The following is a 14,513-nucleotide window of genomic DNA, read 5'->3' on the forward strand; positions in this document are numbered from 1 at the left end:
AATATACTGAAATAATTGGGTATTTTGTCGCAGACAAAAATAGCGGAGGAAAATCAATAAGAAAGCATTACTTTTCACGATTACGTGAAGTTTTGAGACTTTGGTATACTTGAAGCATTTCCACGGGCTCCCTAGCTGTTTGGCGTAAGGACGAAAGAGTCGCCCTGTCGTCAACAAATTTCGAACAATTGGAGTCCACCATGCGCAACAAGATCATCGCCGCGGGCGCTTTCGCCGCTGCCATCCTCACCGCTTCCACTGCTTCCGCCGGCGGCATTGGCATCTATTATCTCAGCGATCTCGGCATGTCCTGCGCCGCTTTCATCAAGACCTTCGGCACCAAGGCCAACGCCAAGGCCGCCCAGGATGAGATCGCCGGCAACCCGGCCGCTCAGGAGGCGCTGCGTGCTCAGGGCATTTCGATCAAGAACGTCATCCTTGCCAAGGATGCAGCCGACGGTTCGCGGATCTTCTACGTGAAGTAATCGATCGATATCGATATCCAAGCCGGGACTGCCATGACAGCGGCGTTGCCGCGTCTCGCAGTCCCGGTTTGCATTTGCCAACGCGGTTTTCCGACGCGACAGCAAGTCGCACGACCTCTCGTCACTGTGCTTGAAGATGGGCGCATATGTTTGTAAACCCAGCTTCAGCGAGATCATGATCAGGAGGACCGGCCGTGTCCAATCCCTATAGCAATTTGCCGCCCGAGCACTATTGGCGGTCCGGCGTCGCCGACGTCAATGCCACCGCAATGCAGGGCATGTACCGGAAGAAATTCGACATCGGTTTCGAGGACAATATCGTTACCGCCGGTTCCTGTTTCGCGCAGCACGTCGCCGCCAACATGAAGAAGAACGGCTACAATATCCTCGAAGTCGAAACGCTGCCGAACTGGATCGACGACGATCTGGCCAAGGAATATGGCTACCGCATCTATTCGGCGCGCTACGGCAACATCTATACCGCCCGGCAACTCGTGCAACTGATCAAGGATTGCCGCTCCGGTACGGTGAGAGCCGACGATGTGTGGGAAAAGAAGGGCCGTTTCTACGATGCGCTGCGGCCCTCGGTCGAGCCGAACGGGCTTGAAAGCGTCGAGGAGGTACTGGCGCACCGCAGGAACCATTTCGACAAGCTGTCGGCGATGCTCGAAGCCGTCGACGTCTTCGTTTTCACGCTCGGCTTGACCGAAGCCTGGGAACGCATCGACAGCGGCACGGTCTACCCGACCTGCCCGGGCGTCATTGCCGGCACCTTCGATCCGTCGGTGTTCCGCTTCGTCAACTTCAATTTCTTCGATGTCTATAATGACATGGTCGAAGCGCGCAGGCTGCTTCTGGAGATCAATCCGGACATGCGCTTCCTGTTCACCGTCTCGCCCGTGCCGCTGACGGCGACAGCGTCGGGGGATCATGTCCTGGTTGCCACCACGCGCTCCAAGTCGATTCTGCGCAGCGTCTGCTCCGCCCTGACCGACCAGTTCGCCGATGTCGACTATTTCCCCTCTTACGAAGTCATCACCTCGCCGAGTGCGCGTTCCTTCTTCTATGAGAGCAATTTGCGCTCGGTGAGCAGTTTCGGCGTCGAGACTGTCATGAAGATCTTCTTCTCGGAACATCCGCCAAAGTCAGGCCTCGCCGCGCCCGAGGCGGCTCCTGCGGCCACCGGCAAACGGCGCAAGGGCGGCGGGGAGGACAAGCCACGCCAAGCTGGCCGGAAGCAAAAGGCAGGTCGCAACAAGGATGATGTGGTGTGCGAAGACGCTCTGCTCGAGGCTTTCGCCCAATGAGTCAACGCGTCTGTTTCATCGGCGACTCGCATGTCGCCGCACTGCGTCTTGCCTTGATGTCCGAGAAGTTTGCCGCCCGACGCGGTGACGTCACCATATTCGGTACGATCCGGAGCACGCTTTCGGGTCTCGCACTGCGTGACGGCAAGCTTACTTCCGACGCTTCCGAAGTCCGCGAGGCCTTGCGTTTCACCGGTGGCAGCGAGGAGATCGACCTCGCGGCCTACGACATTTTCTGTGTCGTGGCCTGCGGGACCAATTTCTCGCCCGCCACCATGGTGACGCAGGGTACAACGACCTATGCCTTCAACCTGCCGGACAGGCAGTTTGTGTCGCAACAGCTTCTGGATGCGATGGCCGTCAGCGCCTACCGGCAAACGGTCGCCTACAGGATCGCCGACATGCTGGCGTCAGCGACGAACAAGCCGATCTTTCTGATGCCCGATCCGCTCTGGGCGCCTTCGGTCCTGCAGCGTCCGCGCAGTGCCCTGCTGCGCAAGGTCTTGAAAAAAGTCGATGGCGGGGTCTATGCGGATTGGGTTTCCAAGATTCTCTCCGCCGCCTTCAGCCCTGCGGCCACAGTGTTGAAACAGCCCGCCTCGACGATAGAGCAAGGTTGCTTCACACGGCAGGAATTCGCCAAGGGTTCGGTGCGACTCAGGCAGGAAGTGGTCGAGCACGAAGATTCCGACTTCGCCCATATGAATGCCGACTATGGCGCGCTCATGCTCGACACTTTCTTCGAAAGGATCGAGACGGCGAAAGCCGCCTGACCTGCGGCTGGCAGACTGTTGTTTTCCCGCCGGAAAGGCGCCTCCGCGGCCTTGCCTCTTGCGTCGGCCCGGCTATAGTCCGGGCCAAACAATCCAGCCAAAATCGCAAGGGAGACCGGCATGGAACAGGCGGAAATCGGATTGATCGGACTAGCGGTCATGGGCTCCAATCTGGCGCTCAACATCGCTGAAAAAGGCAACCGGATCGCAGTCTTCAACCGCACACCGGCAAAAACCGACACGTTCATGGAAGAGGCGGGCGATCTCGCCGGCCGCATCGTGCCGTCCAAGACCCTGGAAGAATTCGTCGCCTCGATCCGTCCGCCGCGGCCGGTGATCATCATGGTCCAGGCCGGTGCGCCGGTGGACGAACTGATCGCCACGCTGCGCAACTATCTCTCGCCTGGCGACATCATCATCGATGCCGGCAACGCCAATTTCCGCGACACGATCCGCCGCTTCGATGGCMTCAAGGATTCGGGTCTGACCTTTATCGGCATGGGCGTGTCGGGCGGCGAGGAGGGCGCGCGCCACGGCCCGTCGATCATGGTCGGCGGCACCGAAGACTCCTGGAAACGCGTCGAGAAGGTGCTGACCTCCATCGCCGCCAAGTTCAAGGACGAGCCCTGTGTTGCCTGGCTCGGCGAGAACGGTGCGGGCCATTTCGTCAAGACCATCCATAACGGCATCGAATATGCCGACATGCAGATGATCGCCGAAATCTATGGCATCCTGCGCGATGGTCTCGGCCTTTCGGCCGAGGAATGCTCAAAAATCTTCGGCAAGTGGAACAAGGGCCGGCTCGAGTCCTACCTGATCGAGATCTCCGAGCTTGTACTTTCCAAGACCGATCCGATCACCGGCAAGCCGATGGTCGATATGATCGTGGACAAGGCGGGCCAGAAGGGCACCGGCAAGTGGTCGGCGATCGAGGCGCAGAATATGGGCGTGCCGGCGACCGGCATCGAGGCAGCCGTGGCCGCCCGCAGCCTGTCGTCGTTCAAGACGCAGCGCGAGAATGCCGAGAAGATCCTCGGCCTGCCGGGCAGCGGCAAGATCGCCGGCGCCGACAAGGACAAGCTGATCGCCGATCTCGAACTGGCGCTGCTGGCCGGCAAGATCGGCGCCTATGCGCAGGGTTTCGCGGTCATGGCCGAAGCGTCGAAGGAATTCGGCTGGAAGCTGCCGATGCCGACCATCGCGCAAATCTGGCGCGCCGGCTGCATCATCCGCTCGCAATTCCTCGACGACATTACCTCGGCCTTCCGCGCAGCGCCCGACGCTGACAATCTGGTGATCACACCGGCCTTCGCCGCACTGGTCAAGGAAACCGATGGCGCATTGCGTCGCGTCGTCTCGACGGCCGCCCTCAATGGCCTCGCCGTGCCGGCGCTGGCTTCGGCGCTCGGCTATTTCGATAGCTACCGCCGGGGTCGCGGCACTGCCAATCTGATCCAGGCGCAGCGCGACTTCTTTGGCGCGCATGGTTTCGATCGCGTCGACGGCGTCGACAAGCATCACGGACCGTGGGGCAGTGGGCTCGCCGATTTCTGATCTGCGAATCTTGTTTCAATGATGACAGTGCCGAACAGATCGGCGCTGTCATCCGGCGATAGGCTCATTCGACGGCACAAGCGCTCAGCTCGCGGCTCGCATCACGGTTTCCGGAGCTGCGTTGAACGCCGCGGCAAGGTGGGCCGTGTCGACATGGCCTCGCCAGGCGGTCACCAGGCCGCCATCGAGCGTGAAGATATTCAGCCAGTCCTGCTCGCCGCCCAACCCGCTGCGGCGCATGCGCCACTGCCACTTGCCCCAGACGAAAACCCTGTCCTCGGCAGCGAGGAATTTCTGCGGTTCGAAGAGCGTTATCTCAAGCGTGTCCGTCAGCTGGCGGAAATATTCGGCGGCGCCGTCCCGACCCTTGCGAAGGCCGGCAAAAGGCAGGTCCTGCTCGCGGCCGACGAATGCCCAGGTCGAATCCGGCGACAGGCCCTGTATGACCGTTGCCGTATCGCTGCGCAGGAACGCGTCATAGAGACTGCGGACAATTTCAATATTGCTGCTAACCATGATTACCTCCCGGTTTGGGTTTTTCCTCATCGATAGACTGCGCGATGGCATCGCTGCCGAGTCGTCCTCCTCCGGACATGTCGGCCTTTATCCATCGCCAATGGTACGCAGCCTGCCCGGCCCAGATCATCATGTAGTAAAATATCGTGGGGTGATGGTCGCGCCGGCCTCTCCACCCGGCTGTTTTGGACCATGTCGATATCTGCGCCGCCGATGGCGCTCGCTGCCTTCAACGAAGGTGCTGGAGGCAGCGTCGTGCCGCTGGCGGGCAGGGATCAGCCGGCCATGGCCTTTTTCGTGGCCACCTGTGGCTCGCCGCGCAGGGCGGCGGCCAGCAATGCGGTGTCGTTGTGGCCGCGCCAGGATATGCACTTGCCGTCCTTGAAGGTGAAGACATGCAGCCACTCGTTCTCGCCGGAAATGCCGGTGCTGCGCATCGTCCAGCTCCAGTGGCCCCAGACGAACACCTTGTCCTCGGCTGCCAGGAAGGTCTGGGGCTCGAAAGAGGTCATGTCGACTGTTTCGGACATGATGCGGAAGAAGTCCGCAGCGCCGGCCTTGCCGTGACGCACACCAGCCATCGGCACATCCTCGGGACGGCCCATCATGCCCCAGGTCACATCCTCGCTCAGTTTGTCGAGCACGGCCTGCAGGTCGCGCCGCTTGAACGCGGCGTAGGATTCCTTGATGACGTCGATATTGTCGTTGCTCATGATAACCTCCTCAGTTGCGGCCATTGCCGTAGCCGGACCGTACGCAGTCCTGCGGGGCCGGACATGAGGAAGATTCCCTATATTTCCACACTCGCCAGTCCGTGTTCGATAGCATAGAGGGTGGCGCCGCCACGCGTCCTGACGCCGATCTTGGTGTAGATGTTCTGCATGTGGTTGTCGACGGTCTTGGGCAGGATGCCGAGGCTGTGGGCGATCTGCTTCATCGACTGCCCACGGGCGATGGCGCGCAGCACGCCGATCTCGCGCTCCGTCAGCCCGGCCATCTGCTGCTTTCTGATCGGCACCGCATGCCCGGCAGCCGCAAGCACCGCTGCGACCGCGTCGGCATCGAGCCTGCCCTCGCGGACATCGCGTCTGAGCGCATCAGCGGCTCCCTGCGGCGAAAGCGGTGGGCGATGCGGCCGTGCTTCGATCTTGTTCTGATAGGCTTCGGCGGCGGCGAGCAGCTTGCCTTGTGGCGTCAACGCACCGGCATTGGTACCGCGATGATAGCCGGAGCCGTCGCAACGCTCGTGATGCTGGGCGATGATGGCGCCGAGCCGCGCCAGCGCGGGCGGCCGGGCAAGCACACGCTCTGCGTAATAGGGATGCAGGCGGACCTGTTCCCATTCGGCGTCAGCGAAACCGGTCGGCTTCTGCCAGATACGCGCGGCAATCGCCACCTGGCCGATATCGTGCAGCAGGCCGGCACGGCGTAGATCGACCGCATCCTCGGCCGGCAGGCCGTAGCGTCTGGCCGCGTCATGAGCGAGCGCGGCGACGGCGCGGGAATGGCCGGCCGAGTAAGGTGTCTTGAGGTCAGCGAAATCCGCCATGGCAAGGCAAGCCTCGTCGAACTGACTGTTGGTCATCATCGCCAAAGGCTGCGGTTCGATCGCGAGCACGTCCTGCCACCCGGTGTCGTCGAGACCGGCGATCAGTTCGTCGGCGCGCTTGAGGAACCGGTCGACCAGCTGTGGCTCGTAGGCGCCGCCGCGCCGGGCCTCGATCTTCGCCACCGCCTTGTCGGCGCCGAAGGCGGCATGAAGCACGATGACATCCTGCGCAAACGAGACCACGCGCACGGCGGGCGCAATAGCGTCGCCCTTGAGGCCGGCGGGCAGGCCGCGGCCATCCCACCGCTCATAGATCTGACCGAGATTGCGGCAGACGGTGTCGCCGAGCCCCAGGCGTTCGGCCAGCCGTTGCGCCACCTCGCAATGGCCGGCGATGGCGCTTGCCGCAGTTGAAGGACTGGTGAGGAAGCCGCGTGCGACGCTTGCCACGAAACCGAACATATCGGCGCCGGCATTGGCGCGGCGCAGATAGGTGAAAACCAGTGCGGCCATCTCGCTGGCCCGTCCCGGATCGATGAGCGCGAAATCGCGGCGGAAGTCGAGTTCGTCGCCGAAGAGTGCGGTCAGCGCATGGGTTTCGGCGTTGCAGCCGACATAGCGTAACAGCGACTGGAAATAGATCTCATCGAGCTCCGCCGGAGCCATGGCCAGCATGCGGCCGATGCGTGTCGCCAGCACGCAGGATCTGAGCGCGAATTCCACCGGCTGGCCCATGGCAAGATCGGTTGCGAGCGACAATGCGGCGATGACCTCGCCCAGCCTGATGCCGGAAGAGTTGTCGGCCGTGGTCTGCGCCGTTTTCTGCATGGAATGCCGCCCTGCCTCGTCGGTCCCGCGCCTCTTCTTATAGGCCATTCGCCCGATAGGCGGATATACGAATCTCGCGTCCATGCGGATGCCTGTCCCTGATGAGCATTCGGAAGAAGGTCAGCCGCCGGTGTGAGCGTTTCGGCACCAAATCTGACGGGAGCGGGCATATTGAGGCTGGTGCCTGGCCGATAATCTTTCTTCATCGACACCGAAGAAAGGAATGACGATGAAATTCGGTTTTTACGCCGTTGCGGCCATGCTGGTCGCTGGCGGCGCCCAAGCGGGTGAGTTCAAGGTCGCGAGCGACGATTTCGCCGGCGGCGTGCTCAAGCAGGCACAATATGCCAACATTTTCGGCTGCAGCGGCGGCAATGTCTCGCCTGTCATCCGCTGGTCGGGTGCACCGAAGGGCACGAAGAGCTTTGTCGTGTCGCTTTATGACAAGGATGCGCCGACGGGCTCCGGCTTCTGGCACTGGGAAGTCGTCGACATTCCTGCCGACGTGACCTCGCTCGATGCGGGCGCGGGTAGCGATCCGTCCAAGCTGCCGAAGGGTGCGCGCATGGCGCAGAACGATGCCGGAATGAACGCCTTCCTCGGTGCCTGCCCGCCGCCCGGCCAGACGCATGAATACCGCATCACCGTAAAGGCCGTGACGCTCGACAAGCTGCCGGTGCCTGCCAATGCGTCCGGTGCTCTCGTGGGTTTCGTTTCCAACATGAACAAGCTCGCGGAAGCCTCGGTTGTCGCTAAAGCCAGCCGCTGATGGTAGGCTGGCCGGCGCGCCTTGCAACGAATGAAAGCGATGATCCATGGATCAGCAAATCAGGCACATGATCGCTCAAAAGCCGGGAATCGGTGCCACCGGCCACATCACCCAGGCGACGCGGCTGAACTTTACCTCGCTGACGACGAGCGAGCCGCTGATCATCGTCATTCGGCGCGGGCACAAGGTGATCCGGTCGCCGGGCTATCAGTTCGAGCTGCAGGCCGGCGAGGCGATCGCCATCGCCCAGGGGCAGGTTTTCGATTTCGAAAATATCCCGGCCGGGGACGGTGACTACGAGGCGCGCTGGCTGACCATCGATCCCGACCTGATCGCCGCTTTCGGCGATCCGGACGGCACCGCGCCGATCTCTCCAGCGCATCTGCTCGGGCGGATGAGCGACGGCCTGTCCCAGGCGTTTGAAACCGCCGTTGCTGCGCTGCTCGACGAGGGCGATCTGCCCGATCTGGTGATCCGGCACCGGGTCACCGAACTGCTCGCCTGGCTCAATGCATCGGGGCATCGATTCTCTCTCGTCGCACCCGACAGCTACGCGGCACGCATCCGCAGGCTTGCCAGCCGGCGGCCGGACCACGCTTGGTCCGCCGGCGAAATATCCTCCACGCTCGGCGTCAGCGAAGCAACGCTGCGCCGAAGGTTGCAGGAGGAGGGGACGAGTTTGCGCGAGGTGCTCACTGATATTCGCATGACGCATGCGATGGGGCTGTTGCAGTCTTCCGCAATGTCGGTGTCGATGATCGCGGCCAGCGCCGGCTTTGAATCGCAGAGCCGGTTTGCGGTGCGGTTTCGCAGCCGGTTCGGTTTTCCACCAAGCGCGATCCGGGGACACAGGCGAGGTGGGGAAGAGGCGAGGGGATAACCTCAACTCGGATAGACCAGCCTCCCATCCGGCAGGCTTACGCTCTGCAGCCGCTCCGCCGGCACGCCTTCGATCCGGCCGATGACGGCCTTGGCGAGTTCGCGGCCTGCCAGCCTTATGTCCTCGGCCACGGTCATGATCTCCGGCTTCATGAAGCGCAGCAGGTCGGCCGGCTGTTTCGAGACCATGTCTATATCGGTGCCGACTTTGCGCCCGCTCGCCTCGATTGCCGAGGCGATCGCGACTGCTCCGGCGCTGGAGCCGCAGATGATTGCGTCGGTCTCGGGATGGGCGGAGAGCATGGCGAGTGTGGCGTCGTAGATGGTTTGCAAGGAATCGTGAATACTGGCGCCGGGCAGTTCGACCTGCGTGCCGCCGAATTCGCGCAATCCCTTGAGGAAGCCGGCATGCATATGATGATAGAAAGTGAATTGCGGCAGCGGTTCGATGATGGCGATCCGGCTGCGGCCCCTTTCCGCCAGCCGCTGCACCGCCTCATAAGCATAAGCTTCGTTGTCGAAATCGTGATAGGGGTGGACGATGCCCATCTGCGTTCGGCCATGGGTGGCAAAGGGCAGATTGCGTTCGGTGAGCAGCCGGATGCGCGGGTCGTCGGGTTCGGTCGAGGAGAGGATGACGCCGTCGGCCGAACCGGTGTCGAGGATGTAGCGGACCGGCGCCATCGGATCGCGGTCGGTGCCGTAGGGTGTGACGATCAGGTGGTAATTGGTGCTCGCAAGAATTTCGGTGATGCCGTAGACGATATGCGAGGTGAGCCCCATCAGCTCTTCATTGATGCTGAGGATCAGGCTGATGACATTGGTCTTGCCGGTGCGCAGGCGCACGCCGGCGCGGTTTGGATGATAGCCGATCTGGGTAGCGACCAGGCGCACCCGTTCCTTGGTCTCCTGGCTGATGTCAGGCGCATCCTTGAGCGCCCGCGACACAGTGGTGACCCCCAGCCCGGTCATATAGGCGATGGTCTTCAGGGTTGGCCGTTCCCCCGGCGCCAGCCCGTGACCTAAGTGCTGATTATGCTTCATTTTTGCCTTCCCGAACGCATGCCGCGATGTCTAGGTGAACTTGCACATTTGCGCCATGCCTTCCTCCACCCGGGCAAAAATCTGTAACGATACAGGAGAAATGTCGAGCGGTTTTTTAGGCGTGAAGAGAAAATCAATTCCAGGCTGCACCGCCGTGCATTGCGGAAAAATTTTGCGCTTGCGAGATGGAAATGTATTTTAAATTTGTCATTTGTACAAAATAAGTATTTGATATTATGATGTTTCATTCACATTTTCGTATTGTGGAATATGCGCATATTTTAAACGATTTAAGAAAATTCTTGCCGTTTAATCACCCTTTGGTTGTATTATTTCGGACTGCGAAAAATTTTTTGCAGAAGCCTGTTGCGGCGTTCGGACATTTCGCATAAGTTTTTCCGGCAACGTTTCAGTGAGGGAGGAAAACTCATGAAAGTCCGTTATTTCGCAGCCGCGCTCGCGGCCTCGGTGGCGCTTGCCGGCGCTGCGCATGCGACCGATCTTGAAGTGACACATTGGTGGACATCCGCTGGCGAATCCGCGGCGGTGAAGGAATTTGCCAAGGCATTCGATGCGACGGGGAATAAATGGGTCGACGGCGCTATTGCCGGCGGCGGCGACACGGCTCGCCCGATCATGATCAGCCGCATCACCGGCGGCGATCCGATGGGTGCGACGATGTTCAACCACGGCCGCCAGGCGGAAGAGCTGGTGCAGGCCGGCCTGATGCGCGACCTGACCGATCTCGCCAACAAGGAACATTGGGCCGACGTCATCCGCCCGAAGAACCTGCTCACTGAATGCATGGTCAACGGCAAGGTCTATTGCGTGCCGGTCAACATCCATTCCTGGCAGTGGCTGTGGCTCTCCAACGCCGCCTTCCAGAAGGCCGGCGTGCCGGTTCCGAAGAACTGGGATGAATATGTCGCCGACGCTCCGGCGCTCGAAAAGGCCGGCATTGTTCCGCTGGCGCTCGGCCGCCAGTCCTGGCAGACCTCCGGTGTCTTCAACGTGCTGATGCCCGCCATCGCCGGCAAGGACATTTATCTGAAGGTCTACAAGGACAAGGACGCCAAGCTTGCGGCCGGCCCGGAAGTTGCCAAAGTGTTCAAGGCGGCGGACGATGCTCGCAAAATGGCAGCGAAATCCAACGTGCAGGATTGGAACCAGGCGACCAATATGGTGATCACCGCCCAGGCAGGCGGCCAGATCATGGGTGACTGGGCGCAGGGTGAATTCCAGGTGGCCAAGCAGGTTGCCGGCAAGGATTATACCTGCCTTCCGGGTCTCGGCGTCAACGCGCTGATCTCGACCGGCGGCGACTCCTTCTACTTCCCCAAGCTGAATGACCCGGAAAAGAGCAAGGCGCAGGAACTTCTTGCCTCCATCATGCTGAGCCCGGCGACCCAGGTTGCCTTCAACCTGAAGAAGGGCTCGGTGCCGGTGCGCGGCGACGTCGACCTCAATGCAGCCAATGACTGCATGAAGAAGGGTCTCGACATCCTCGCCAAGGGCAACATCATTCCCGATACCCCCCAGATGCTGACCGAAGACACCAACACGCAGATCAATGACCTGTTTGCCGAGTTCTTCGCCAAGCCGGAACTGACGCCGGAAGCAGCGCAGAAGCGCTTCGCCGACATCATCGCAAGCGCTCAGTAAGCGCAAGCTCCTCCCAAGGTCCCGGCGCCGTCATGCGGTTGCCGGGACATTTTCCGGGTGGCGGCGAGGCTGCTTCCTCCCGAGGTGAGTTTCCGGAGGCATCACATGGCCGATAAAGCCGCCAGGCGCCCGAGCCGGCTCCTGCACAATCTTTCCGCCAAGATCGCGGCTATACCGTTGATTTTCACGGCCCTGGTCGTCTTCCTGGGCGGCACGATATGGACAGTCGTCTATTCCTTCACCGATTCAAAGCTGTTGCCGCGCCTGCATTTCGTCGGGCTCGCGCAGTACGAGCGGCTGTGGGCGACGCCACGGTGGACGGTGGCAGTCGGCAATCTGTTCATCTACGGCGCCTGCATGCTGGTTTTCTCGCTGCTGATCGGCTTCGTCCTCGCCGTGCTGCTCGACCAGAAGATCCGTTTCGAGAACACGTTCCGCACCATTCTGCTCTATCCGTTCGCGCTGTCCTTTATCGTTACCGGCCTTGTCTGGCAATGGATATTGAACCCCGACCTCGGCGTGCAGCACATCGTGCGCTCGCTTGGCTGGACGAGCTTCGACTTCAATCCGCTCTATAATGCCGACATCGTCATTTTCGGCATCCTGATCGCGGCCCTCTGGCAGGGAACGGGCCTTGTCATGTGCCTGATGCTTGCCGGCCTGCGCGGCATCGATGAAGATATCTGGAAGGCGTCACGCGTCGACGGCATTCCGACGTGGCGCACCTATGTTTCGATCATCCTGCCGATGATGCGCMCGGTGCTGGTCACCACGCTGGTCATCATCGCTGCCGGCATCGTCAAGGTCTATGACCTCGTCGTGGCGCAGACATCAGGCGGGCCGGGCATCGCGTCGGAAGTGCCGGCAAAATATGTCTATGAATACATGTTCCATGCCCAGAATCTCGGCCAGGGCTTCGCCGCTTCGACGATGATGCTGCTGTCGGTGGCGATCATCCTGACCCCCTGGGCCTATCTCGAATTCGGACGCCGGAGGAAAGCATGACGGACGCGACATTTTCAGGCCCCTCCGGCCCCAAGCCCAAGCCGTTGATTTCGGGCCGCAATATCTTCGTCTACGGGCTCTTGATCATCGTTTCGATCTACTATCTCGTGCCGATCTACGTGATGATCGCCACCTCTCTCAAGGACATGGACGAAATCCGGCTCGGCAATATCTTCTCGCTGCCGCAGCATTTCACCATCGAGCCGTGGATAAAGGCCTGGGCGGAGGCCTGTACTGGGCTGGATTGCACCGGTCTCAGCAAAGGCTTCTGGAATTCGGTGCGCATCACCGTGCCGTCGGTGATCCTGTCGATCGTGATCGCCTCGATCAATGGCTACATGCTGGCGAACTGGCGCTTCTGGGGCGCGGAAGCGGTATTTTCGGTGCTGTTGATCGGTGCCTTCATCCCCTACCAGGTCATGCTCTACCCAGTGGTCATCATCCTGCGCACTTTTGGCCTCTATGGCTCGCTGACCGGCCTGATCGTGGTCCACACGATTTTCGGCATGCCGATCAATACGCTGCTCTTCCGCAATTACTTCTCGTCGCTGCCGCCGGAACTGTTCAAGGCGGCGCGCGTCGATGGCGCGGGCTTCTGGGGCATCTATTTCCGCATCATGCTGCCGATGTCGATCCCGATCTTCGTCGTCTCGATGATCATCCAGATCACCGGCATCTGGAACGACTTCTTGTTCGGCGTGGTCTATACCCATCCCGACACCTATCCGATGACGGTACAGCTCAACAACATCGTCAATTCCGTCCAGGGCGTGAAGGAATATAACGTCAACATGGCGGCGACGCTGCTCACCGGTGCTGTGCCGCTGATCATCTACTTCATTTCCGGACGGCTCTTCGTCCGCGGCATTGCCGCCGGCGCGGTGAAAGGTTGAGAGAATGAACACCAACAGTGTCAGCGTTTCCATCAAGGATCTGTCGCTGAATTTCGGCGCCGTCAGCGTGCTCAAGGACCTGAACCTCGAGATCCACGACGGCGAATTCCTGGTCCTGCTCGGCTCGTCCGGCTGCGGCAAGTCGACGCTGCTCAATTGCATTGCCGGCCTCCTGGAGATCTCGGAAGGGCAGATCTTCATCAAGGGCAAGAACGTCACCTGGGAAGAGCCGAAGGACCGTGGCATCGGCATGGTGTTCCAGTCCTACGCGCTCTATCCGCAGATGTCGGTGCGCAAGAACCTGTCCTTCGGCCTCTCGATCGCCGGCCTGCCGAAGGCCGAGATCGACAAGCGCGTCGCACGAGCGGCGGAAATCCTGCAGATCCAGCCGCTGCTCGACCGCAAGCCGGCAGCGCTTTCCGGTGGTCAACGGCAGCGCGTGGCGATCGGGCGCGCTCTGGTGCGCGATGTCGATGTCTTCCTGTTCGACGAGCCGCTCTCCAACCTCGACGCCAAGCTGCGCTCGGAACTGCGCGTCGAAATCAAGCTCCTGCACCGCCAGCTTGAGAACACCATGATCTATGTCACCCACGACCAGATCGAGGCGCTGACCCTGGCCGACCGCATCGCCATCATGAAGAGCGGCATCATCCAGCAGCTCGCAGACCCGACGACGATCTACAACAAGCCGAAGAGCCTGTTCGTCGCCGGCTTTATCGGCTCGCCGTCAATGAACTTCCTCAAGGGTACCGTCGAGACGGGCGAGGGCGGACCGGTGGTGAGCACCGGCGGGGTACGTATTCCGCTTTCCGGTTACCATGCCGAGAGCGAATTGACGCCGGGCCGCAAGGTTGTTCTTGGGGTACGGCCGGAACATATCGGTGTTGACGAGGTTCAGGCGAAGCAGACCTTTGACGCCGTCGTCAATATCGAGGAGCCGATGGGCGCCGACAACCTGCTTTGGATGGAATTCGCCGGGCTGAGCAAGGTCGGCGTCCGCATCGCCGGCGCCCGGCGCTATGCCGCTGAATCGAAGGTTAAGCTTTCCTTTGATATGGGGTTGGCGTCATTGTTCGATGCAGAGACGGAGTTGAGGATTTAGCGGGGAATGTGGGGTTTACCCCCCTCTGCCCTGCCGGGCATCTCCCCCTCAAGGGGGGGAGATCGACTCGTGGCGGCCGCTCGTGCCAACCTCGACGTTTTCGATGGGGCGGTGAGCGCGCCGCTTGCAAATCTCCCCCCTTGAGGG

General features: G+C 61.0%; 14 protein-coding genes. 10 read left to right on the forward strand and 4 right to left on the reverse strand.

Going from position 1 to position 14,513, the window contains the following annotated elements; translation table 11 throughout:
- Window positions 1–200 precede the first annotated feature (200 nt).
- The 4 genes from AC1D06_RS30095 to gndA all read left to right on the forward strand — a co-directional run bounded on the left by AC1D06_RS30095 (window position 201) and on the right by gndA (window position 4,119).
- Window positions 201–485, forward strand: a complete 285-nt coding sequence (locus tag AC1D06_RS30095) for a hypothetical protein (RefSeq protein WP_477878569.1) — start codon at window positions 201–203, stop codon at window positions 483–485.
- A 194-nt stretch (window positions 486–679) separates the two neighbouring features.
- Window positions 680–1,792 carry a GSCFA domain-containing protein gene (locus tag AC1D06_RS30100; RefSeq protein WP_477989613.1) on the forward strand — a complete coding sequence of 371 codons (1,113 nt, stop codon included), beginning with the start codon at window positions 680–682 and terminating at the stop codon, window positions 1,790–1,792.
- Window positions 1,789–2,565: a hypothetical protein gene (locus AC1D06_RS30105; protein WP_477878571.1), complete on the forward strand. Its 777-nt coding sequence runs from the start codon at window positions 1,789–1,791 to the stop codon at window positions 2,563–2,565. Before AC1D06_RS30100 ends, AC1D06_RS30105 begins: the two co-directional genes overlap by 4 nt.
- A gap of 120 nt (window positions 2,566–2,685) precedes the next feature.
- Window positions 2,686–4,119 (forward strand): NADP-dependent phosphogluconate dehydrogenase, encoded by a 1,434-nt coding sequence (gndA, locus tag AC1D06_RS30110; RefSeq protein ID WP_477989615.1) that lies wholly within the window; start codon window positions 2,686–2,688, stop codon window positions 4,117–4,119.
- An 84-nt stretch (window positions 4,120–4,203) separates the two neighbouring features.
- On the opposite strand, the gene AC1D06_RS30115 is transcribed toward gndA, so the two are convergent.
- The 3 genes from AC1D06_RS30115 to AC1D06_RS30125 form a co-directional block, all read right to left on the reverse strand.
- Window positions 4,204–4,635: a nuclear transport factor 2 family protein gene (locus AC1D06_RS30115; RefSeq protein WP_477878573.1), complete on the reverse strand. Its 432-nt coding sequence runs from the start codon at window positions 4,633–4,635 to the stop codon at window positions 4,204–4,206.
- 275 nt (window positions 4,636–4,910) lie between these two features.
- Window positions 4,911–5,348, reverse strand: coding sequence for a nuclear transport factor 2 family protein (locus tag AC1D06_RS30120; protein ID WP_477878574.1), 438 nt, complete (start codon window positions 5,346–5,348; stop codon window positions 4,911–4,913).
- 77 nt (window positions 5,349–5,425) lie between these two features.
- A complete protein-coding gene (locus tag AC1D06_RS30125) occupies window positions 5,426–7,012 on the reverse strand; it encodes an HD domain-containing phosphohydrolase (RefSeq protein WP_477989617.1) in 1,587 nt (528 codons plus the stop codon).
- Window positions 7,013–7,235: 223 nt separating this feature from the next.
- Here AC1D06_RS30125 and AC1D06_RS30130 point away from each other — a divergent pair, with 223 nt between their 5' ends.
- Both AC1D06_RS30130 and AC1D06_RS30135 read left to right on the forward strand, forming a co-directional pair.
- The gene (locus tag AC1D06_RS30130) at window positions 7,236–7,781 is read left to right on the forward strand and encodes a YbhB/YbcL family Raf kinase inhibitor-like protein (RefSeq protein ID WP_477989619.1); all 546 of its coding nucleotides are present in this window, start codon (window positions 7,236–7,238) and stop codon (window positions 7,779–7,781) included.
- Between the two features lie 46 nt (window positions 7,782–7,827).
- Window positions 7,828–8,661: a helix-turn-helix transcriptional regulator gene (locus AC1D06_RS30135; protein ID WP_477989621.1), complete on the forward strand. Its 834-nt coding sequence runs from the start codon at window positions 7,828–7,830 to the stop codon at window positions 8,659–8,661.
- A 2-nt stretch (window positions 8,662–8,663) separates the two neighbouring features.
- On the opposite strand, the gene AC1D06_RS30140 is transcribed toward AC1D06_RS30135, so the two are convergent.
- Window positions 8,664–9,704 carry a LacI family transcriptional regulator gene (locus AC1D06_RS30140; protein ID WP_477878577.1) on the reverse strand — a complete coding sequence of 347 codons (1,041 nt, stop codon included), beginning with the start codon at window positions 9,702–9,704 and terminating at the stop codon, window positions 8,664–8,666.
- A gap of 429 nt (window positions 9,705–10,133) precedes the next feature.
- Here AC1D06_RS30140 and AC1D06_RS30145 point away from each other — a divergent pair, with 429 nt between their 5' ends.
- From AC1D06_RS30145 to AC1D06_RS30160, 4 genes are all read left to right on the forward strand, one after another.
- Window positions 10,134–11,366, forward strand: coding sequence for an ABC transporter substrate-binding protein (locus AC1D06_RS30145; protein WP_477989623.1), 1,233 nt, complete (start codon window positions 10,134–10,136; stop codon window positions 11,364–11,366).
- A 105-nt stretch (window positions 11,367–11,471) separates the two neighbouring features.
- Window positions 11,472–12,371, forward strand: a complete 900-nt coding sequence (locus tag AC1D06_RS30150) for a carbohydrate ABC transporter permease (RefSeq protein WP_477989625.1) — start codon at window positions 11,472–11,474, stop codon at window positions 12,369–12,371.
- Window positions 12,368–13,264 carry a carbohydrate ABC transporter permease gene (locus AC1D06_RS30155; RefSeq protein WP_477878580.1) on the forward strand — a complete coding sequence of 299 codons (897 nt, stop codon included), beginning with the start codon at window positions 12,368–12,370 and terminating at the stop codon, window positions 13,262–13,264. Before AC1D06_RS30150 ends, AC1D06_RS30155 begins: the two co-directional genes overlap by 4 nt.
- Before the next feature lie 4 nt (window positions 13,265–13,268).
- Complete coding sequence (locus tag AC1D06_RS30160; protein ID WP_477989627.1) at window positions 13,269–14,366, forward strand: ABC transporter ATP-binding protein; 1,098 nt, start codon at window positions 13,269–13,271, stop codon at window positions 14,364–14,366.
- Window positions 14,367–14,513 lie beyond the last annotated feature (147 nt).

Source organism: Rhizobium sp. P2_G2 (assembly GCF_056403555.1).